Raw genomic sequence first — 22,097 nt, forward strand, 5'->3', positions numbered from 1 at the left:
CATTAGTCATTAGTCATTAGTCATTAGTCATTAGTCATTAGTCATTAGTCATTAGTCATTAGTCATTAGTCATCAGTGCTGTCGCCTCCGAGCTTTCCGTACAACGTCATCAGGAAGAAGGAAGAAGCGATGGCTGTCACAAGCTGGCTATGCCAATTTCCCACTAAATTTAATAAAGTAGCAAAAATAGCAGAAGTTTCTCTCAAGTATGCCCATCTATCTTTCAGCGCTACTGTTCGGGACATCGTTGAAGCAAGTCACAACGGTGATTTTTTTTTTGACCGCAGATGATAGCAGATTAACGCAGATTATTTTGAGGATTTCTGGGTTTATTTGCGATATTTTTCCTTCTGCATATTCTTTTTGACAACCCACAATATAAACCAAATAACAATAATCACCACAACTATTTTGGAAACCGGGTCTAGATATTCCTCTACCAGCGTATAATTTTGCCCTAGTTTATATCCGGCAAAAGTCAGGAAACTTACCCATAAAAGAGTGCCTCCTGTTGAGTATAGTAAAAAAGGAATTAAAGGCATATTATTGATGCCAGCGGGCAGGGAAATCAGGGTGCGAACTCCCGGTACGAGGCGACACAAAAATACGGCTTTGTTGCCGTGTCTGGTAAACCATCTATTTGCTTTGTCAATATCGGCGCCGGATACTGCGATCCATTTGCCGTATTTGTCGGCTAAATCCCTCAAGCGTTCTTCGCTCAATAATTTACCCGCATAGTACCAGGGAAGGGCTCCCAGAATTGTACCGATCGTACCTGCTGCGATCGCCGGTGACAACTGCATATCGCCCTTGAATGCGGTGAATCCTGCCAGGGGCATAATCAATTCTGAGGGTATGGGCGGGAAAAGGTTTTCCAAAAACATCAATAGGCCTATTCCCAGATAGCCCATCGACTCCATTGTGCTAGTTATCCATTCAACCATTTTGATTTAATAATTGGTAAGAGGTACAGTCATTAGTCATTAGTCATTAGTCATTAGTCATTAGTCATGTTTTTGTGTCTCAGAAAGTCCAACGTCCAACGTCATGTTTTGCCAGCTTAAGAGTTCGCGAACGTTATTAGTTATCAGGAAGAAGTCATCAGGAAGAATAAACAATGAATTGCTCGTTCCCAGGCAAAGCCTGGGAACGCATATATAGAATAGAGGCTCGGCCTCGACTCCGAACCAGGGATGTAGAGCCTCCGTCTATTCATTCCTAGGCTCGGCCTAGGAACGAGGAGCTATGATTAAGTTCCCGAAGTCCAGGAGTTGGTGTACTCAATTTGCTCGGCTGTCAAGGTATCAATGTGAATTCCCATTGCTTCCAATTTGAGACGCGCAATTTCCTTGTCAACATCAACAGGAATTGAATGAATTCCTGCTTCTAACTTGCCTTGGTTTTTGACTAGATATTCAGTGGCTAAAGCTTGGTTAGCAAAGCTCATATCCATGACGGCGCTAGGATGTCCTTCGGCTGCTGCCAAGTTGATCAAACGGCCTTCGCCCAAGACAATAACCGACTTGCCATTGTTGAGGCGGTATTCTTGGGTGAAAGAGCGAACTGTTTTCACGTCGGTGCTTTTTGCGCCGAGGGATTTGAGGTCGATTTCAATGTCAAAGTGACCGGAATTGCAAACCATTGCGCCATCTTTCATGGTGTCGAAATGTTCGGCACGGATGACGTGTTTGTTGCCGGTAACGGTGATGAAGATATCGCCGACTTGTGCTGCTTCGTCCATTGGCATGACGCGGAAACCGTCCATCACTGCTTCGATCGCCCGAATCGGATCGATTTCGGTGACAATTACGTTAGCGCCCATGCCGCGGGCGCGCAGTGCCGTGCCTTTGCCGCACCAGCCGTAACCTGCAACCACAATATTTTTGCCGGCCAACAAGATGTTGGTAGCCCGGATAATGCCATCTAGGGTAGATTGACCGGTGCCGTAGCGGTTGTCGAAGAAGTGCTTGGTGTCTGCGTCGTTGACGTTCATGGCGGGGAAAGTCAGCACGCCGTCTTTCAACATGGCCCGCAGGCGCACGATGCCGGTGGTGGTTTCTTCGGTGGTTCCGATCAAGTCGGCAATTTGGTTCGGGCGGTGCTGGATCAGGGCTGCTACTACGTCGCTGCCGTCGTCGATGATGATGTTGGGGCGGTGGTCGAGGGCTGTGTTAACGTGCCGTTCGTAGGTAGCCGCGTCTTCTCCTCTGAGGGCGAAGACGGAAATGCCGTAGTCTTCAACTAAGCAAGCGGCTACGTCATCTTGGGTGCTTAAGGGGTTGCTAGCGATGAGTAGAGCGTCTGCGCCGCCCATTTTCAGGGCGATCGCCAAATGGGCTGTTTCTGTGGTTACGTGGCAGCAAGCTGAAATACGGATGCCTGCGAAGGGCTTTTCTTTAGCGAAGCGTTCTTGAATTTGGCGCAATACTGGCATTTCGCGGCCGGCCCACTCGATGCGTTGCTTCCCCAAGGGGGCGAGGGACAAGTCTTTTACTTCGTGTTTAATCTTGACGGATGTAGCTACCATGTATGTTATTTTCCAGAAATCATCAAACTCTGTTAGTTTTAGCAGATTTACCTATCTGCGGGCAAGTGCTAGGATTTTATTCGATCGCCCTGCACGCTGCTAATCTTAAATTTTGATGGTATTCGATCGACCAATTTGCGATCGTAGCCGGGGTTCACCAGCACAGCAGAGTCAGTCAATTTTAGATTAAAAAATTGAATAATCAGAGATTTACTCCACAGATGGATCTGGGATATTTAAATGTGGCAGACAATTTCGGTCTAGGGCGGAGTCAATCTTTTTTGTCAGCGCGGCGTTCTTGGACTATATGAATAATCGAAGGCACAAAAGAAAGTACAATTATTCCGCAAACAATCGGCAGTAAATATTCATCAACTCTCTCAGGAGGAATCATCTTTCCCAAATAGAAACCCATCAGCGTTAACCCCACCGTCCACAAAAACCCACCGATCAGGTTATAAAACATAAAAGTTTTGTATTTCATTGCCGCCACTCCCGCCACTATCGGGGCAAATGTGCGGACAATTAGCGTAAATCTCGCCAGTACAACAGCTTTTTGACCGTGTTTTTCGTAAAAATTTTCGGTTTTTTCTAAATATTCTTTTTTAAACAGCCACGAATCTTCCTGATTAAATAAGCGGCGACCCCAACGGTGTCCGGTTGCATAGCCAACATTATCGCCAGCCACAGCGCAGACAAAACACCCAAAAATTAGCGTCCAAATATTCATAGAGTTGGGCCCGGACGCTACAATTCCAGCAGCAAACAACAAGCTGTCTCCCGGCAGAAAAAAACCGAACAGCAATCCAGATTCGGCGAACACAATACCCCAAATTCCCAAATAACCGAAGGTTTTAATCAGTTGCTGCAAATCAAAATTCATTTTTTTGTTTTTCCGGGGAATTAACTAATATCATGTCCGCTCGATTAATAAACAGTAGATAATGGATTCTTTCGATATAGTTATCGGCTATTGCACCCTCCCGAAGCACCGGTGCGCCGGACAAAAACTAGGGCGGCGGTGGCGATTCAAGCGTCGTGAGGTATGCCCTATGCCGGATAGTACCTCATTTTTCGCTTGAAAGGCTATTCGTACACCATTCTCAATAAACTTATAAAAACCGTGTTTCTGAACGAGAGATATAGGCTTTGATGCTATATCTTCGGTCAGAAACACGGTTTTTGCCACAGGTGCAATATCTCAGTTCGATCGAACACTTGAGGACGATTGACACTCCCCGACCTAAAGGTGCGGGGATTCTTGAATGAATCCTAGAACTCTCAAAGGCATTGTCAAAATACCTCTACGCGCTCAAAACAACTACCCAAAAGGTGCTGCAATTACGCCTACTTTTAAATTATGTTTGCTTTCATAGTTCATCACTTGCGCCAGTTAGGTACGCTTCACACTCTGCCGTTATTTGTCAGTTATACAGGCTTACTACTCATTAACGAGTGCAGTGGCTCACTGTTCCGGGATTTCTCCGATAAAGAGAGTGTTTCAACACGTAGATGCTTGTTTTACTTGCAATCTAATTCTACAGCAATCTACTAGAATAAACCACAACGGATCAAACAATACGGGAAACTAAAGAATAAATTCTGCAATTAAAGCCATCCTAGAAGGACGGGGCTTCAACCCAGCTTTTTGGTGAGTTTTGAATTTTGAATTTTGAGTTGGGAGATTGGGAGAGTGGGAGAGTGGCAAAAATCCTCTTTTTTCCGACTTCACGCTTCACGACTTCCATTTCTATTCTTCATTCAAGCAAAAGGCGAGCCGATTTCCTATCAGCGCGCCTGCCGGTTATATGATTGCTTGTTAAACGGAATGTAGTCGGTCGTCCCCGTTGAAACACAATTAGGAAGCTGCTTTGCTAGCGCGGCGACGGCGTGCTGCAATTAATCCGCCCAAGCCTAGAGCCAAACCAGTCATTGTCATCGGTTCGGGAACTGTTGCGCTGACGGTGAAGTCTTGGAAGTCTTTGTCGTTACCGTTACCGGCATCGTCAAAGCCGATGGTTGCGCCGTTCAACAGAGAACTGGCTCCGTTTGTGTAATTTTTAGCAGCTTTGAAGGTGTTCGTTGTGTCTTTGTCGAGTGCGTTCAAAAGTGACGACCCGCCAAACACGGCTTGCTGCTTCTTGCCGACGTTCAAGGAAGAGGTTGAGTAGACAGTGCCCGCGCTAGCGCCATTGTAGAGGCTGCTGAGTCCCAAACTGTAAACTTTATTTGCCAGGAATTGAAACGTTACGGGGCCTGAAGCGACTGTATTGCCGGAGGTTCCTCTCCATTCGTTAGAGTCACCGTTGTCTGAGGATTTAGTTTCCGAGAACAGTGTGCTGACTAGAGATGCCACCGAGTTGTTTACTTCGTAGACTCCCAAAGAGGAGGTATACGCACCGTGAGATTCTAGGAAGTTAAATGTGACATTTGTATCTTCGTTGAAGCTGATGCCGTTGGTGCCAAAGGAGAAGGCATGAGCTGGAGCTGCTGCGCCCAACATAGCTGTGACGGCTGCGGTAGCTGTTAGGGCGGATAAAATTTTGGTATTCATAATCTGATTCCTTTTGTGCGACTGCTTCAATAATTCAATTATGCAATACTTTTTGGTGTTTGTGGCACTTGAGGTGAATTTTGACAGACTCTTTATGAAGGCTTTACACATCCTTTACAAATGCTGTCTGTCCCATTGGCATTCAGGGGGATCGCTCCTTAAAAGCACACAAAATAATTATAACTATTGTGGCTTGAAACCTTGCTGTAGCAAGCAGGGAGGCGTGGCACTGCCAATTTTATTTGGGTCTGGTTTATGCTGATTTTTTATTTTAGTCACCGTCCGGGCGATCGACAACTAACACTTACGTATAAACACGGGGAGACGCGCGCCAACGGAGAGTTGAAAAAGCTTGGTATTAACCATAAACTGGGAATCTTTGTTGTTTTGGGACTTGTGTAGGGGAGTGCAAGTAGTCGATCTATCGGGCAAATTACGTACAAGCTACGATCGCCCTAGTTTACGTATTTTGCTTCAATTTAAGGGTTTCGGGGCTGTGAGAAAGCTCAAAGGTGCGATCGAGAGGAGATGAATGCAGGTTTAAGCGGTCAAAAAGCGAATTACCTCTCAACAAATATCCTATGTAGAAAGTCTGGGGAAGGCCTAATTGCGATCGACTGCATCAAAACAAACCGCTGTAGCGTTCCTCGGCCCAAGGTTCGCCCCTGCGGTGGTAGCCGTTGCGTTCCCAAAACCCGAGTTGTTCGGCTTCTGTAAACTCTAGGCCGTTAATCCATTTCGCGCTTTTCCAGGCGTAGAGGTGGGGGACTACCAGCCGCATCGGGCCGCCGTGGTCTGGGGACAGGGGTTCGCCGAAGACGGTGTGGGCGAAAAAGTTTTCTTCTCGGATCAAGTCGGCGATCGCAATGTTGGTGGTGTAGTCGCCGTAGCAGTGTTCGAGGACGTACATAGCCGAGCGAGCGACTTCTACATAGTTCATAAAATCTGTGACTTTGACTCCAGTCCACTGCACGTCGAGTTTTGACCACCGGGTGACGCAGTGAAAATCGGCAGTAAAGTTGCTTTGGGGCATGGCCTGGAAGTCTGACCAAGTGAAGGTTTTTGGTTTTACCAATCCCCAAACTTTAAATTCCCAACTCTCAATGCTGACAGAGGGTGTATCCCCGTAAGTCAGCACGGGAAAGCCGTTGGCGAGGTATTGGCCCGGAGGGACGCGATCGCTTTTTTCTGGTTCGGGCTTGCGAAAAAATTTGCCTTGCATTGATTGGCGCTCTACAGTAACTGACTGCAATCCTCAGTATATAGCGGTTCTCAAAAAAGTGAGGTCTACCCTATGCCCACGGAGGCCACGGAGGCCACGGAGCCCTATGCCGGATAGTACCTCATATAAGAGCTTGAAAAGCTATATGCAAATCAGGGCCCATCACAATTCATCACTACTTATTCACACTAAAAAATACGCATATTTTACCTGATTCCCACTTAAATCTGCCTTTGGATAGATCTTTGGCTAAAAATTAAAAAAATCTTGTTTTTGCTTATTAATTCTTTAACCTTAAATTTTATCGCAATTAATGGTGCCTTGCCTAAAATTTGATGTATCGTTACAATAGGCTCATATTTCAAATATCAAAAATAGATGAGGTAAAAACCATGCTCGTAAGTTGCTTGATTCCGTTGACTGTCTGCTTGATTGCTTGGTGGGTGACTGCCGGGACTGACAACAGAACGCTAGACGGGATTCCGGCTCCGCTAGCTGCAATTGTTGGAGTGTGTTCGTTAATTTGGTTGGTGGCGGTGTGTCCTTGGCCTATTAAACTCGCTTTAGTTGTGGCGGTGCTGATTGTGGCTAGAGCTTACCTGCAAAATATTTTGAATGCAGGCTGAATTTTTAGGGCGACGGCTTTTAGATTTGCCGAAGCTCTATTGTCGGGTGCTACGACTTGGTGGTTGAAATTTTCACTATATTTTTACAGGGTCGCAACGAAAGAAACAACCCCAAAATTGGTGAAATTCAAGTTAGATATTTCGGTTAAAAATTAGAAGATAAAGCTTGTGGTTCGAGCGGAGACAATATAACGTGCGCCACAAGCATCCTACTACATATTGAGCGAGTAAAATGGCGAGCTGTTAAATTGGTAAGCGATTGATATCTTTATTAGAACCAATTACTACCATCACCTCGCCCTTGCTCAAACGTTGGCTCGGCTGCGGATTGATCTCGAACTTGTCGGTGCGACCGACTGCTAGCAAGTTCAAACCATACCTGCGCCGGAGTTCCAAATCCGAAATTGTTTTACCGTCAAACTTTTCTGGAACGAGCAACTCAACTATGCTGTGATCTGGGTCGAGATCAAAGCGTTCTAAAATGCTGGGTTTTGTAAGAATTCGGGCCAAAGAGTGGCCCATTTCTCGTTCTGGAAAAACCACATGATCTGCGCCGACTTTTTTCAAAATTTTCAAGTGAGTTTCCGAGGAAGCTTTAGCTATTACGTGACTTACCCCGCCTTCCTTAAGATTTAGGGTGGTGGTAATGCTTTCTGCTAGGTAATTGCCGATCGCCACAATCACCGTTTCAAATTCAAATATACCTGCTCCCCTAAGAGCGCTAGGCTCAGTAGAATCTAACTGTAAAACGTGAGCAGCTATACGATCGTTCAAAGCTTGAGCTACTTTTTTTTCGTCGGTGTCAACCGCGAGAACTTCGTAACCCAAGTCATGCAGGGTCGAACACACAGCTTTGCCAAAGCGTCCCAAACCAATAACTGCAAACTGCTTGTTATCGACGCGCAAACCGCTAAAAAAATTCAAAGATGACAGGTTCACTCAATATCCAGCGCTGAAAGTCTTGCTTTTTAAATTGTCGCAAAGACAGCGCCGCCTCCTTTTGATTTGTGACTAAATAGTAAAAGTTGATTTGGGTTGTCACCCATTGTTTAGATTATCAGGAAGTAGGCAGGATTTTTTTATCCCACTAACAAACTTTCCTCAGCATACTTAAAAGACCTGGGTTTTGGGTCGCCGAATGCAGCGCTCATCAGCAGCAGCACTCCAACCCGACCTATGTACATTGTAGCAATCAAAATCAACTTACCGATCGCTGAAAGCTTGGCTGTAATCCCTGTGGAAAGACCGACCGTGGCAAAAGCTGAAACTGCTTCATACAGCGCTGCGATAAATTCTACTTGGGGATTGGTCAGCTCGATTAAAATTGCAGATGTGAACGCGACCAACAGGGAACCGAAGACTACGCTAATGGTTTTCAGAATCATTGCTGGCGGGATTTGACGCTGATAGCACTCCACATCTTCCTGACCTTCGATAACTGCTGTGGTACAGCAAAACAATATCCTAAAAGTTGTGGTTTTGATTCCGCCGCCGGTACTGCCAGGACTGGCGCCGATAAACATCAGCGCGATAGTCAGAAATAGCGCGGCTTCGCTCATTTTGCCAATGTCAATTGTATTGAATCCCGCCGTGCGGGGAGTAACAGATTGAAACCAAGCTGCCATCACCTTTTGCGGAAAATTGAGAGGACCGAAAGTTGCTGGGTTGTTGTATTCCAGCACCAAAAAGGCTAGCGTTCCTAAAATTAAAAGAACGGCAGTTGTACTGGTAACGACTTTGAAATTTAGGGAAAAAACTGTGCAGATAGGGCTTTTGTTGAACCGATCTCGCACCCACAGGTACATTTCCATAATTACTTGATAGCCGATTCCCCCAAATATGATTAAACCGCCGACAGTGAAGTTAACAATAGGCGAATTGATGTAGCCGATCAAATTATCTGAGTAGAGGCTAAAGCCGGCGTTGTTAAAGGCATTAACGCTGTGAAATATGGCCGACCACACGCCCTCTTTAAATCCGTATTGGGGGACGAAAACCGACATCAGCAAAAACACTCCTGTTAATTCAAACAAAAGTGTTGTTGCTAGAATTGACTGCACGAGTTGTACTACGCCGGCTAGCCCGGATTTGTCGAGAGATTGTTGCAGGGCAATTTTGTCTTTCAAGCCAAAGCGGCGGCCCAATAACAGCAGCAAGAAAGTCGTGGCTGTCATGTAGCCCAAGCCTCCTATTTGCACCAGTAAAACTAGGCACAGTTGTCCCCAAAAAGAGTAATGTTTTCCGACATCCACAACCGACAAGCCTGTGACGCAAACAGCGGAAGTCGAGGTGAAGAGTGCTGTGATGGGATTGTTCCAAGTTCCATCGATTGTGGAAAAAGGCATCATCAGTAGTAGAGCACCTGCGGCGATGACGGCGAGAAAGCCCAAAGCAATGGTTCGCGAGACAGTCATTCGATTTTAGATTTTAGATTTTAGATTGTAGATTGTAGATTTTAGAGGGAATCGACAAATCGATTTGAGATTTGAGATTTTTCGATTTGAGAGGAAACCGACAAATCTATCCAGGGGTATAAATAAGGATATCTCGGTCTGGGGAATGCCGATCGACCGATCGCACCAAATCGCCACATTCCATGACAACATCGGGAAAATAACGGTAGAATTCCTTTAATAACTTGCGATCTGGCGATGACATCAACACTTTACCAGCAAATTCAGGAACTCTACGACGCTTCTAGCGGTTTGTGGGAACAGGTGTGGGGCGAACATATGCACCACGGTTACTACGGCGCGGATGGGAATTTGAAAAAAGAGCGCCGACAGGCTCAGATAGATTTGATCGAAGAATTGCTAGGCGAGGCTGGAGTACCGTCAGAGAAGGCACTCTGCGAACCTTACCGCATTTTAGATGTCGGTTGCGGAATCGGCGGTAGCACGCTTTATTTGACTCAAAAGTTTAGTTCGATCGCCCAAAATAATTTAAAGTCGGATGGTGAGGTCGATCGAGATTTTGGGCGATCGACCGCAGAAAACAAAACGGGCGCTAGCGTGATGGCCACCGGCATCACCCTGAGTCCGGTACAGGCCAACAGAGCGACTGAACGCGCTAAAATTGCAGGACTCGAAAGCAATGTTAACTTTTTAGTAGCAGATGCTTTGAATATGCCTTTTCCTGACGAGTCCTTCGACTTAGTTTGGTCCCTCGAAAGCGGCGAACATATGCCCGACAAAATTAAGTTTTTGCAGGAATGCTGTCGCGTGCTCAAGCCGGGAGGAACTTTGATGTTAGCAACTTGGTGTCACCGCCCGGTGGGAGAAACGGCGGGAGAATTAACTGATGCAGAGAGAAAGGAGTTGGCAGAAATTTACCGGGTTTATGCTTTACCTTACGTGATTTCTTTGCCGGAATATGAGGAAATTGTCCGCAGTTTGCCTTTTACAAATATTCGCAGCGCTGATTGGTCAAAAGCAGTTGCTCCGTTTTGGGATGTGGTGATCGATTCTGCTTTGACTCCGAACGCAATTTGGGGTTTGCTGACGAGCGGTTGGACGACGATTCAAGCTGCACTCGCTCTCGGATTGATGAGCCGGGGATATCAGAGCGGATTGATTCGTTTCGGACTGATTTGTGCTGTAAAATAAATCATTAGTCATTAGTCAGAAGTCATTAGTCATTAGTCATTAGTCAGAAGTCATTAGTCAGAAGTCATTAGTCATTAGTCATTAGTCATTAGTCATTAGTCATATCGTTTCCGCTTGCATCGGAATGATTGAACCTTATTAGTACACAGAGTACACAGAGTCCGAGAATATATATCTGAATCATTCCAATGCTACCGGATTTGATATCATTAGTCATTAGTCATTAGTCATTAGTTATTAGTCATTAGTTATTAGTCATTAGTGCTGTCCCCCCGCGATTTTTCCGTCCAACGTCATCAGGAAGAGGGAAGAAGGAAGAGGGTTTGGTCGATGATATTTCTGGCTGTAAGTTCAATTAAGTAAGGTGGATAATTTCCACTTTACTTAATATTATTTCTGGTGCGGGTGTGGGATTTATGGGCAACGATTCGATTGATAAGTCTTGGATTGATAAAGATAAAGATGGCTCGGCTCCGCAAAGCTGGGTGAGGGCATTTTGGGAGTTTTCTCGGCCGCATACGATTGTGGGGACTACGTTGAGCGTGCTGGCTTTGTACGCGATCGCCCAAAGCGCACAACTGTTTGTGAATCCTATATTTTTGCCCCTAGCTTGTGCTTGGTTGGCTTGCATTTGCGGCAATATTTATATTGTGGGATTGAACCAGTTAGAAGATGTGGAAATTGATAAAATCAATAAGCCGTATTTGCCGATCGCCTCTGGGGCCTTTTCTCAAAAAACAGGGGAATTAATTGTAGCTGTAACGGGAATTTTGGCAATTTTGACTGCTGTTTTGCAAGGGCCGTTTTTGCTGGCTACAGTTGGTGTTAGTTTGGCGATCGGGACTGCTTATTCTCTACCGCCAATTCGGCTGAAACGGTTTCCTTTTTGGGCGGCGCTGTGCATTTTTACGGTGCGGGGCGCGATCGTAAATCTAGGGTTATTTTTACACTTTAATTGGGTGTTGGGTTTGGGAAGGGCGAAAAGCGCTTTTTCGGGCTGGAGTTTGGATAGTGTGTCTTTTGCGATTCCTGCGGAAGTTTGGGTGCTGACGGTGTTTGTGGTGGTGTTTACTTTTGCGATCGCCATTTTCAAAGATATCCCCGATATGGAAGGCGACAAGCAATACAATATTACTACGTTTACGATTGAGCTGGGCAAGCCGGCAGTCTTTAATTTGTCTCGCTGGGTGTTGACAGTTTGCTATTTGGGCGCGACTGTGGCGGGAGTCATTGTTTTGTCTAATGTTAATTTAATATTTTTGGCAGTTTCTCATTTGACGGCTTTGGGTTTGATGTGGTTTTGGAGCGCGAAAGTTGATTTGGATGAGCAAAAAGAAATTGCGGATTTTTATCAGTTTATCTGGAAGTTGTTTTTCTTAGAATATCTGATTTTTCCAGCAGCTTGTTTGTTAGGGTAGAAGTCAGTAGTCAGTAGTCATTAGTCATTAGTTATTGGTTATTGGTTATTGGTTATTGGTTATTGGTTATTAGTTATTGGTTATTAGTTATTGGTCATCAGGAGGAAGGAGCATATAGAGTGTTTAAGAATGGTTTTTTAGAAGTGCGAAATTCCTGCTGGCTTGGATATTTTTCTGGTTTCTAGTAATATTCGGCACTTTGATGCGAAAGCTCTCTGCATAAATACTTCCAGGGAAGAAGAAAGGAAGGAATAGTTAACAAATTAGAATCAGTTGGTAATTACAAGTTAGCGAACTCCCAAACAACAAAGATAACTATGGCTTCTAAGAAAAAACTGCAAAAATCTGCCGTTAAACAGAGTGCTGAAGACTGTTTGAAAAGAGCTTGGGAACATCACCAAGCGGGGCGTTTGTTAGAAGCTGAAAATTTGTATCGGCAAATCGTAGAAGTCGAGCCGGATTCAGCAAACGTGCTTTGTTTGTTGGGAATAGCGCTGAGACAGCAGGGAAAAGTTGCTGAGGCGATCGACTTTTACGATCGCGCGATCGCCCAAAACCCCGATTTTGTAGAAGCACATTTAAATAAAGCCCATGTTTTGATGGATGTCGGCGCCACTCAAAGGGCGATCGCCAGTTACGAACAAGTTATCAAAATACAGCCAAATTCCGCACTCGCCTGCAATAAATTGGGCTGGCTCAAACAGCAATTAGGCGAAACAGACGCGGCAATTGTATATTACCAAGCAGCGCTTAAACTCGACCCAAACCTGGTTGAAGCCGCCCACAATTTAGGTAAAATCTTTACAGAAAAAAATCAATTCGACGATGCAGCGACCTGTTATTTGCACGCTTTAAAAATAAATCCTAAATTAACATATTCTCTGCTAGGATTGGGCAGAGTTTTGCAGCAACAAAATAAATTAACCGAAGCTCTCAACTGCTACCAGCAAGCTGTAGAAATAGAACCGCAAAATCCCGACGCGCAAAATAATATCGGAGCATTTTACCACGAACAAGGCAAGACAAAAGCAGCCCTAGACCACTACCGACAAGCATTAAGCTTCAAGCCTGACTTCGTGGATGCTATTAACAACCTCGGACACGCATTGGTAGATTTAGGCAATTTTCAAGAGGCTTTTTACTGTCACCGTCGAGCCTTAGAATTGCAGCCAGACAACGCCACCGCACACCTCGAATTTAGTTTAACTTTGCTGTTGTTCGGAGATTATCAGCGCGGTTTTGCTGAATACGAGTGGCGGTGGCGCACTTCGACACTACAACCGAGGCAATTTCTACAGCCGCTTTGGGATGGTTCGGATTTGCATTCTAAAACTATTTTACTGCACGTCGAGCAAGGCTTGGGCGATTCGATTCAGTTTATTCGCTACGCCCCGATTCTTCGCAGCCGAGGCGCTAAAGTCATCGTGGCTTGCTATCCAGAACTGATGCGGTTGTTTGCGACTGTTGCCGGCATTGAATATTTATCAGTTAGTTTTGAGGGTTTACCAGTATTTGACGTTCACGCACCGCTGATGAGTTTACCCAGAATTTTGGGGACAACTCTCGAAACAATACCCGCAAATATTCCTTATTTGACTCCGCCTGCTGAGTGCAAGTTTGCGCTGGCTTCTGATGCCAAATTTAAGGTGGGAATTGTGTGGGCGGGGAATCCAACCAGGCGGAAAGACAATCAGCGATCTTGCAGTTTGAGCGATTTTATTCCGTTGTTTGAAGTGGCGGGAATCGCTTTTTATAGTTTACAAAAAAACTTGTCCGAGAGCGATCGCACTTTGCTCAATCACCACTTGGTGCCGGATTTGAGCCCGCACCTGAACGACTTGGCTGATACGGCTTCTGCTATATCTCAACTGGATTTGGTGATTAGTGTCGATACTTCTGTCGCGCACTTGGCGGGTGCTTTGGGAAAACCGGTTTGGGTGCTGCTTTCTTTTGCTCCTGACTGGCGCTGGCTGCTGGATCGCGAAGACAATCCTTGGTACCCAACTGCTAGGCTTTTCCGCCAAAGTCAGCCGGAAAGTTGGGGAGAATTGTTTCAGGATGTGCAGGCTGCTTTAAGTTTGTTGGCTATCGCCAATTCTGCTGCTTATTCCGAGGATGATACTAAAAATTTGTCCATCGCAAAGACAGTCGATACTGCGGCGCTGGAAATCACAAACACTAGCTTGATTGAGGATAGCCAAAACATATTTTTGACAGCGGGCGAAGCGCTGGAAAATCGCTCCGCAGTCAAGCAATTACCAGGGATTGAAACATCTATTACTAGCGCCAATAATCGGGAAAGTTTGGTTGTTTTAGAAGATTTGTTGCAGCAAGCAGAAAAGTTAATGGAAACCGGCGATAAACCAGAGGCAAAATCTCTTTATGAACGAATCATAATTCTCGATCCAAATTGCGTGCAAGCCCGGATTAATTATGGTTTTCTCAAACAAGAAAATGGCGAGTTAGATGCAGCCATTCCGCATTACCGAGAAGCTTTAGCCCTGGCTCCAAATATTCCTCAAACAGCTTACAATTTGGCAAAAATTCTTGAGGAACAAGGTCAAGTCGCAGAGGCGATCGCACATTACGAACAAGCCCTCGTCGCCGATCCTGATTTCGTTCCCGCACTGATAAATTTAGCGGTGGCGCTGCAAGAAAAGGGCGAACTTTTAGAGGCGGTTAACCTCTACCGGCGGGCGCTGGAAATTCAGCCGCACAGTTGGGAAGCTTACAACAATCTGGCAACTGTTTTGCAAGAACAAGGGAATTTAGAAGATGCCCTAGAATATTATCACAAAGCTCTCGAATTGCTGCCGGATTTTGTCGAAGCTATTAACAATTTAGGCAGGACTTTTCTGGAAAAAGGCGCGGTAGAAGAGGCGATCGCCTGCTACAAACGGGCGATTGTTTTGAGTCCAGATCATGCTAGCGCTCACCTGAATTTATCCTTGGCTTTGTTGTTGGCGGGAGATTTGGAAAATGGTCTGGCGGAATACGAGTGGCGCTGGAAAATTAATGAATTTAAAATCGGTCATTCCTGTTTTTTGACTGGGCCGGAAAATACAGTGGCGGCGAGAGAATACCGGCCGCTGTGGGATGGTTCCGATTTGCAGGGAAAAACTATTTTGCTGCACGCCGAACAAGGTTTGGGCGATTCGATTCAGTTTGTTCGCTACGCTGCGATTGTAAAAAATAAAGGCGGTAGGGTAATTGTTGGCTGTTATCCGCAATTGCAACGTTTGTTTGCAACGGTGGACGGGATTGATTTGCTAATAGTTAGAGGCGAGCCGCTGCCGGAATTTGACGTGCAAGTGCCGATGTTGAGTTTGCCCTATGTTCTGGGTACAACGCTCGAAACAATCCCGGCAAATACTGCTTATTTATCTGGGAATGCTGGTGCTGAATTTGGGCTTTTGCCCGATCGCAATTTGAAAGTTGGGATTGTCTGGGCGGGGAATCCCAAACACCGCAAAAATATGCAGCGTTCTTGCAGTTTAAGTCAGTTTCTGCCGCTTTTGGACGTTTCGGGGGTAAGTTTTTACAGCTTGCAGAAAGAGGTTTCCCAGGCCGATCGCGCGCTGTTGGATCGAACGTCAATCGTCGATTTGAGCCCGCATTTTGGGGATTTGGCCGATACTGCTGCTGCGATCGCCGAATTGGATTTAGTGATAGCCGTCGATACCGCTGTCGCCCATTTGGCGGGCGCTTTGGGCAAACCGGTGTGGATTTTGCTGGCGTTTTCGCCGGATTGGCGGTGGCTGCTGGAGCGCGAAGACAGTCCTTGGTATCCGACGGCGCGGCTGTTTCGCCAGCCCAGCAGGGGCGACTGGGCGTCGGTTTTCGCTCTGGTGGCGCAATCTCTGGGCCGTCTGGTTTCCGCAGCCTACGTGCCTTCGGCGGCGGCGGATGCAGAGTTTCGCGAGGGGCGAAATTTGCAGATGCAGCGCAATTTTGGCGGTGCGATCGAATGTTACGAGCGGGCGCTACGGATCGATCCAAATTACGCCGCCGCCCACAGCAATTTAGGCGTTGTCAAACAGCAAAGCGGGCGCTTGACAGAGGCGATCGCGCACTACAAAAAAGCGCTAGAAATCGACCGGAATTTGGCGGAAACTGCGAGCAATTTGGGCAGCGCCCTGGCGGAAGCAGGGGAGAATGCAGAGGCGATCGCACAATACCAGCGGGCGCTGTCTTTGAACCCGAATTGCGCCGAAGCGATGATTAATTTGGGGCTGCTGCGGGAAGAAGAAGGGAATGTGGATGATGCTGTAAGGCTTTACCAGCAAGCGATTCAAGTAAATCCTGATTGCGCGGCTGCTTATTTGAATTTGGGAATTGCTTTGGAGAAACAAGGGGAGGAAGCGGGCGCGGATTACGATCGCGCGATCGCAAATTACGAACGGGCGATCGCGATCGATCCCAATTATTTCGACGCTTTGCACAACTTAGCATACGCCTCGATCCGGCAGGGCCGAGTTGCAGATGCGATCGCCTATTACGAACGAGCTCTGGCGCTGGAACCCGATTTGGCAGCAACCGATCTGGCTTTTGGGAATTGGCTGTCAAACCAAGATCGGTTAGATGAGGCTCTAGCCTTTTGCCAGCAAGCGATTCAAAAATATCCAGCCAGTGCGGGCGCTCGCTGCAATCTGGCAATTGTCCTGCACAAACAAGGTAAAATTCAAGATGCGATCGCCTGCTATCAGGAAGCTTTGAGCCTGAAATCCGACTTTCCCGAAGCTTTGAACAATCTCGCTAAAGCTTTTGAGGAAGCGGGAAACATGGCTGAGGCGATGGATTGTTACAATCGGGCGATCGAACTCAAACCCGGTTATCTCAATTCCCTCAACGGTTTGGGAAACATTCTGCACCAAGGCGGACAATTTGCAGATGCTGTCACCTATTACGATCGAGCAGTTGAATTCAATATCGCCAACCCCGAATCTCACCTAAATTTAGCTTTAGCATTGCTGCTGGCGGGAGATTTTAAACGTGGTTTTACAGAATACGAATCGCGGCTGGTTGTTGAAAAAAAACAGTTCCCGCAATACAACTTTCTCCAGCCGATTTGGGACGGCAAAGATTTGGATGGAAAAACAATTTTACTTTGCCCGGAACAGGGTTTAGGCGATGCAATTCAATTTATCCGCTACGCAGAATTAGTCAAGCAAAAAGGCGGTCGGGTAATTGTTTGGTGTTTGCCGCACTTGCACCGATTGTTTGCAGGAGTTGCGGGAATCGATCAGTTGATAATTAGTCCAGAAGCAGCGCCGGATTTTCAAGTTCGCGCGCACCTCATGAGTTTGCCGCACCTCCTGGGAACAACCTTAGAAAATATACCCGCCCAGGTTCCTTATTTAGCTCCGCCTCCCGGCGGGGAATTTACTTTCAACCAAACTGCTAATTTGAAAGTAGGAATTGTCTGGTGTGGCAATACTAACAATTCACAAAATAAAGCGCGATCGTTTCCGCTCAATTTGTTCGCCAAAATATTAGATATTCCCGGAGCAGATTTTTACAGTTTGCAAAAGGAAGTGACAGCAGAAGAACGCGCTTTGTTAGAGCAAATGCCCGTTACAGATTTAAGTTCTTATTTGCACGACTTTGCCGATACAGCGGCTGCAATATCGGCTCTGGATTTAGTCATTTCTGTAGATACTTCTGTGGCGCACTTAGCCGGTGCTTTGGGCAAACCCCTGTGGATTTTGCTGTGTTTTGTGCCAGATTGGCGGTGGATGTTGGAACGGGAAGATAGCCCTTGGTATCCGACGGCGCGACTGTTTCGTCAGTCAACAGCGCAAGATTGGGAAGGAGTTTTAGAAGTGGTTGGTTTGGCGCTCCGAGAAAGAGTTGCTCAGCATCAGGAATCTCAACCAATAATAGAAACTCAGCTTAATTTTGACTTGGCTAAGCAACAGTTCGATTTGGGAAATCTGCTGAAGTCGCAAGGAAAATTTATTGAGGCGATCGCGTATTTTGAAAATGCTTTAGTTTTGCAGCCAAATTCGGTTGAAGTCACCACCAATTTAGCGGTGACACTGCACCAAACAGGCGATTTAGCAGGGGCTGCAACATATTATCAGCGCGCAATCGAAATCGACCCTAACTGCGCTCTATCCCAAAATAACTTTGGTATTTTGCTGCAAACTCAGGGCCGTATAGACGATGCTATATCTTGTTTCCAAAAGGCGATCGCCCTAAATCCCCTTTACCTCAAAGCTCTCAACAATCTCGGCGCGATACTCCAGCAGCAGGGCAATTTGTCAAGTGCGATCGCCTGTTTTAATCAAGCACTTTCCATCAATGCCAATTACGTGCCCGCTATCGTAAATTTGGGCGCAGCCATGCAAGCAACAAATCAGCTAGAAGAAGCTAAACGCCTTTATTGTCTGTCAATTGAGATAGAACCTGACAGCGCCGCAGCGCATTATCACCTGGGAAATCTATTCTTAGAAATGCACCAATTAGATCGAGCTTTGGTCAGCTTAGAAAAAGCCATAGCCTTACAGCCAAATTATGTAGAAGCGCTGAATAACTTAGGCACTGTTTTAGAAGCAAAGCACGAAGTAGACCGGGCAATTTCATGTTACAATAAAGCTATTAGTTTCGATGAAAATTGTGCTAAGGCTCACTTCAATTTATCCTTAGCGCTGTTATTAACAGGTGACTTGCTGCGCGGTTTTGCCAAGTACGAATGGCGCTGGCAAACCGAGCAATCAAAAAAAATACAGTGGTTGAATTTCGATCGGCCGATTTGGGACGGTTCAGATTTGCATTCTAAAACTATTTTGATTCGCTGCGAACAAGGTTTGGGTGACGCAATTCAGTTTGTGCGCTACGCGGCAATCGTGCAGCAAAAAGGCGGCAAAGTCATCCTTTCTTGCTATCAAGAACTCAAGCGTTTATTCAAGCAGATTCCTGGCATCGAACAAGTGGCGGTGCGGATCGACGAATTGTCCGATTTTCAAGTGCAAGTACCGCTGATGAGTTTGCCGCACATTCTGGGAACAACTTTAGAAAATATACCGGCAAATGTTCCTTATTTAGCAGCGCCACCGAATTGGCAATTTTCCCTAAACTCCGTGAAGCGCAGCTATCCCGTAGGGAATCGCAATTTCAAAGTGGGGATTGTGTGGGCGGGAAGTTCGGAACATTTGAAGGATTTTGTGCGATCGAGTTATTTAAGCTATTTTCTGAAATTGTTCGATATTCCAGGCGTAAGTTTTTACAGTCTTCAGAAAGAATTATCGGCGGGCGATCGTACTTTGTTGACTCAAACTTCCGCGATCGATTTGAGCGAAAATTTGAACGATTTTGCTGATACTGCGGCGGTGATATCGCAACTGGATTTAGTAATTTCTGTTGATACTGCTGTGGCGCATTTAGCCGGTGCTTTGGGCAAACCGGTATGGATTTTGCTGTGTTTTACGCCGGATTGGCGGTGGATGTTGCAGCGCGAAGATAGCCCTTGGTATCCGACGGCGCGGTTGTTTCGCCAGCAAAAACCGGGGGATTGGGATGGAGTGTGCGATCGGGTAAAAATAGCTTTGCAAGAGTTAACACAATCCTTGATTGCGAGGGAAACATCGCCATCGCCCAGTCTCGTCTCTGCCCAAAAACTGACAGCAGTTGATGTGGATTTTCACATAGCAAATGCTTTACGAAAACAAGGGAAACAAGCAGAAGCAGCCACTCGCTACGAGCAAGTAATTGTCGCCTCGCCCAACCACGCAGAAGCCCACAGTTATTTAGGTTATTTTAAGCAGGAAAACGGGCAAGTAGCCGAGGCTATTTTCCACTACAACAAAGCCCTAGAAATAAATCCCAATCTCAGCGAAACCAATTTATACTTGGGTTCCGCCCTCGAAGAACAGGGAAAAGTTGCAGAGGCGATCGAATTCTACAATAAAGCAATTCAACTATGTCCAGAATCACCAAATTGGCGTTTGAAACGAGCGTTAGCTTTGCTTTTAACTGGAAATTTTGAGCGCGGTTTTGCGGATTACGAATCGCGCTGGCAAACTCAAGAATTGGAACCCAGATATTTTGAGCAGCCGCTTTGGGACGGTTCACATTTGCAGGGAAAAACAATATTGTTGCACCCCGAACAAGGTTTGGGCGACACCATTCATTTTATCCGCTACGCATCTTTAGTTAAGCAAAAAGGTGGCAAAGTTGTTGTGGCTTGCCATCAATCGTTGAAGCGTTTGTTTGAAAAAGTTGCAGGGATAGATATTGTAGCAACAAAGCCGCAAGATTTGGTGGATTTTCAAGTACAAGCGCCGCTGATGAGTTTGCCCCTGATTCTGGGAACCACTTGGGAAAATCTGCCTGTAAATATTCCTTATTTAACAGTGCCAGAGGATTGTAAATTTTCCCTAGAACCAAACAATCAGCTAAAAGTAGGTATTGTGTGGGCTGGTGGGCCGCTGCACCGCAATAACAATGAGCGATCGTGTAAGTTGAGCAATTTTGTGAAGTTTTTAGATGTTCCGGGAGCGAGTTTTTACAGCATTCAAAAAGGTTTGTTGCCTAGCGATTACCTTTTATTAAATCAACAGCAAGTTCAAGATTTGAGCGAATATTGTGTTGATTTTGCCGACACGGCAGCGATTGTTTCCCAACTGGATTTAGTAATTTGCGTCGATACTGCTGTGGCGCATTTAGCCGGGGCGTTGGGGAAACCGGTGTGGATTTTGCTGTCTTTTATGCCCGATTGGCGGTGGATGCTCGATCGCGAAGACAGCCCTTGGTATCCCACTGTGCGGTTGTTCAGGCAGTCAAAACCCGGTGATTGGGATGGTGTGGGCGATCGGATAAAAGCAGCCCTAGAACAGCTAATTTATACTTCCCAAGGGCAGGAAATCAACACACCGCCCCTGCTAATTTCTCAAAATCTCCCACCAGAAACCCCGCCAAAAACAACAGGAATCGGCATCAGTTGGCCGCTCAGCATCACCAGCGGCTGGGGAATTTACGGCATGAATTTAACACTGCAACTGCTGCGAAATCCTGCCTGGGAAGTAGCACTTTTAGCACCGCCATCCATCACCTCAGAATCAATCAATCCGCTGCACAAATCGCTATTATTGCCTGCGATAGAAAAACAGAAAGATTTTCAAGAATTAGTAACCACGAATTCTGACAAACAAATTGCTTGCAACTTTCCCGTACTTTACGGTTTGGGAAATAATTTAGTTTCGTCTGGAGTTGAAAATCAAATTACCAGCGCTTGTCAAGTAGGAGTCATCTTTTTTGAAGACACGCGAATCACAGTAGAAGCACTAGAAAAAGCCAAAAAATATAGCGTAATTGTCGCCGGTTCCAACTGGAATGCCGATGTTTTGCGAAGCTGCGGCTTGACGAATGTGGCGATGGTAAATCAAGGCATTGACCCGACAATTTTCCATCCTGCACCCAAATCTAATCTATTTGGCGATCGCTTCGTGATTTTTTCCGGTGGAAAACTAGAATATCGCAAAGGCCAAGACATTGTAATTGCCGCTTTCAAACAATTTCGCGCCCAACATCCAGAAGCGCTGTTGCTAACAGCTTGGCACAACTTTTGGCCTCAATATATGCTGGGAATTGAACAAACCGGAAACGTTGCGGGATTTCCGAATATCAACCGCGACGGAAGTTTAGGAATTTCCCAATGGTTAGCAGCCAACGGTTTGCCAGTTGACTCTTTTATCGACATCGGCTTAATTCCCAATCACCTCTCCGGACAAATTTTGCGAGAAGCCGACTGCGCTGTTTTCGCCAACCGCTGCGAAGGCGGCACTAATTTAGTCGCAATGGAAAGTATGGCCTGCGGAATTCCGACTATTTTATCAGCAAATACTGGTCATTTAGACTTGATTTACAGTAATATTTGCTATCCTTTATCCCATCAGGGACGAGTTAAACCGACAGCTCAATTTTCCGGTGTAGAAGGTTGGGGAGAGTCTGACATTGCAGAAGTAGTCGATGCTTTGGAGCAAGTTTATACTAATCACACAGAAGCAAAAAATCGCGGTTTAGCTGCCGCTAATTTTATGCTTGATTGGACTTGGGAAAAACAAGTTAAGCGTTTTTTGGATGTAATTGCTGATATGTAGACAACACTAAAGTCCTGACTACAAACTTTCGGAAAATTGTTCGTA

At 46.0% G+C, this 22,097-nt stretch carries 14 protein-coding genes; 5 read left to right on the forward strand and 9 right to left on the reverse strand.

Annotated elements, in window-relative coordinates; all coding sequences use genetic code 11:
- Positions 1-65: 65 nt before the first annotated feature.
- The 5 genes from QUA97_RS12070 to QUA97_RS12090 all read right to left on the reverse strand — a co-directional run bounded on the left by QUA97_RS12070 (position 66) and on the right by QUA97_RS12090 (position 5,081).
- On the reverse strand, positions 66-245 hold the full coding sequence (locus tag QUA97_RS12070; protein WP_194065888.1) for a hypothetical protein: 180 nt from the start codon (positions 243-245) through the stop codon (positions 66-68).
- Positions 246-329: 84 nt separating this feature from the next.
- A complete protein-coding gene (locus QUA97_RS12075) occupies positions 330-944 on the reverse strand; it encodes a DedA family protein (RefSeq protein ID WP_194065887.1) in 615 nt (204 codons plus the stop codon).
- A gap of 305 nt (positions 945-1,249) precedes the next feature.
- The gene (ahcY, locus tag QUA97_RS12080) at positions 1,250-2,527 is read right to left on the reverse strand and encodes an adenosylhomocysteinase (RefSeq protein ID WP_194065886.1); all 1,278 of its coding nucleotides are present in this window, start codon (positions 2,525-2,527) and stop codon (positions 1,250-1,252) included.
- A 271-nt stretch (positions 2,528-2,798) separates the two neighbouring features.
- A complete protein-coding gene (locus QUA97_RS12085) occupies positions 2,799-3,410 on the reverse strand; it encodes a DedA family protein (protein WP_333194710.1) in 612 nt (203 codons plus the stop codon).
- 975 nt (positions 3,411-4,385) lie between these two features.
- A complete protein-coding gene (locus tag QUA97_RS12090; protein ID WP_194065884.1) occupies positions 4,386-5,081 on the reverse strand; it encodes a PEP-CTERM sorting domain-containing protein in 696 nt (231 codons plus the stop codon).
- Positions 5,082-5,433: 352 nt separating this feature from the next.
- Between QUA97_RS12090 and QUA97_RS12095 the strand changes: the two genes are divergently transcribed.
- Positions 5,434-5,613 (forward strand): hypothetical protein, encoded by a 180-nt coding sequence (locus QUA97_RS12095; protein WP_194065883.1) that lies wholly within the window; start codon positions 5,434-5,436, stop codon positions 5,611-5,613.
- Positions 5,614-5,703: 90 nt separating this feature from the next.
- On the opposite strand, the gene QUA97_RS12100 is transcribed toward QUA97_RS12095, so the two are convergent.
- Positions 5,704-6,303, reverse strand: coding sequence for a sulfite oxidase-like oxidoreductase (locus QUA97_RS12100; protein ID WP_194065882.1), 600 nt, complete (start codon positions 6,301-6,303; stop codon positions 5,704-5,706).
- 392 nt (positions 6,304-6,695) lie between these two features.
- Between QUA97_RS12100 and QUA97_RS12105 the strand changes: the two genes are divergently transcribed.
- Positions 6,696-6,929 (forward strand): hypothetical protein, encoded by a 234-nt coding sequence (locus QUA97_RS12105; protein ID WP_194065881.1) that lies wholly within the window; start codon positions 6,696-6,698, stop codon positions 6,927-6,929.
- Positions 6,930-7,172: 243 nt separating this feature from the next.
- On the opposite strand, the gene QUA97_RS12110 is transcribed toward QUA97_RS12105, so the two are convergent.
- The 3 genes from QUA97_RS12110 to QUA97_RS12120 form a co-directional block, all read right to left on the reverse strand.
- Positions 7,173-7,868 (reverse strand): potassium channel family protein, encoded by a 696-nt coding sequence (locus tag QUA97_RS12110; protein ID WP_194065880.1) that lies wholly within the window; start codon positions 7,866-7,868, stop codon positions 7,173-7,175.
- A gap of 140 nt (positions 7,869-8,008) precedes the next feature.
- Entirely contained in the window at positions 8,009-9,343 is a 1,335-nt protein-coding gene (locus QUA97_RS12115) for a TrkH family potassium uptake protein (RefSeq protein WP_194065879.1), read from the reverse strand.
- A gap of 106 nt (positions 9,344-9,449) precedes the next feature.
- Entirely contained in the window at positions 9,450-9,587 is a 138-nt protein-coding gene (locus QUA97_RS12120) for a hypothetical protein (protein ID WP_194065878.1), read from the reverse strand.
- On the opposite strand from QUA97_RS12120, the gene QUA97_RS12125 reads away from it, so the two are divergent.
- From QUA97_RS12125 to QUA97_RS12135, 3 genes are all read left to right on the forward strand, one after another.
- A complete protein-coding gene (locus QUA97_RS12125; protein ID WP_333114502.1) occupies positions 9,581-10,534 on the forward strand; it encodes a methyltransferase domain-containing protein in 954 nt (317 codons plus the stop codon). The two genes, QUA97_RS12120 and QUA97_RS12125, sit on opposite strands and share 7 nt — an antisense overlap.
- 416 nt (positions 10,535-10,950) lie before the next feature.
- Entirely contained in the window at positions 10,951-11,952 is a 1,002-nt protein-coding gene (locus QUA97_RS12130; RefSeq protein WP_228049713.1) for a homogentisate phytyltransferase, read from the forward strand.
- Positions 11,953-12,269: 317 nt separating this feature from the next.
- On the forward strand, positions 12,270-22,052 hold the full coding sequence (locus tag QUA97_RS12135) for a tetratricopeptide repeat protein (RefSeq protein WP_333194712.1): 9,783 nt from the start codon (positions 12,270-12,272) through the stop codon (positions 22,050-22,052).
- Positions 22,053-22,097: the final 45 nt, after the last annotated feature.

It is taken from the genome of Microcoleus sp. CZ3-B2 (assembly GCF_036705055.1).
In the GTDB taxonomy this organism is placed as follows: Bacteria; Cyanobacteriota; Cyanobacteriia; order Cyanobacteriales; family Microcoleaceae; genus Microcoleus.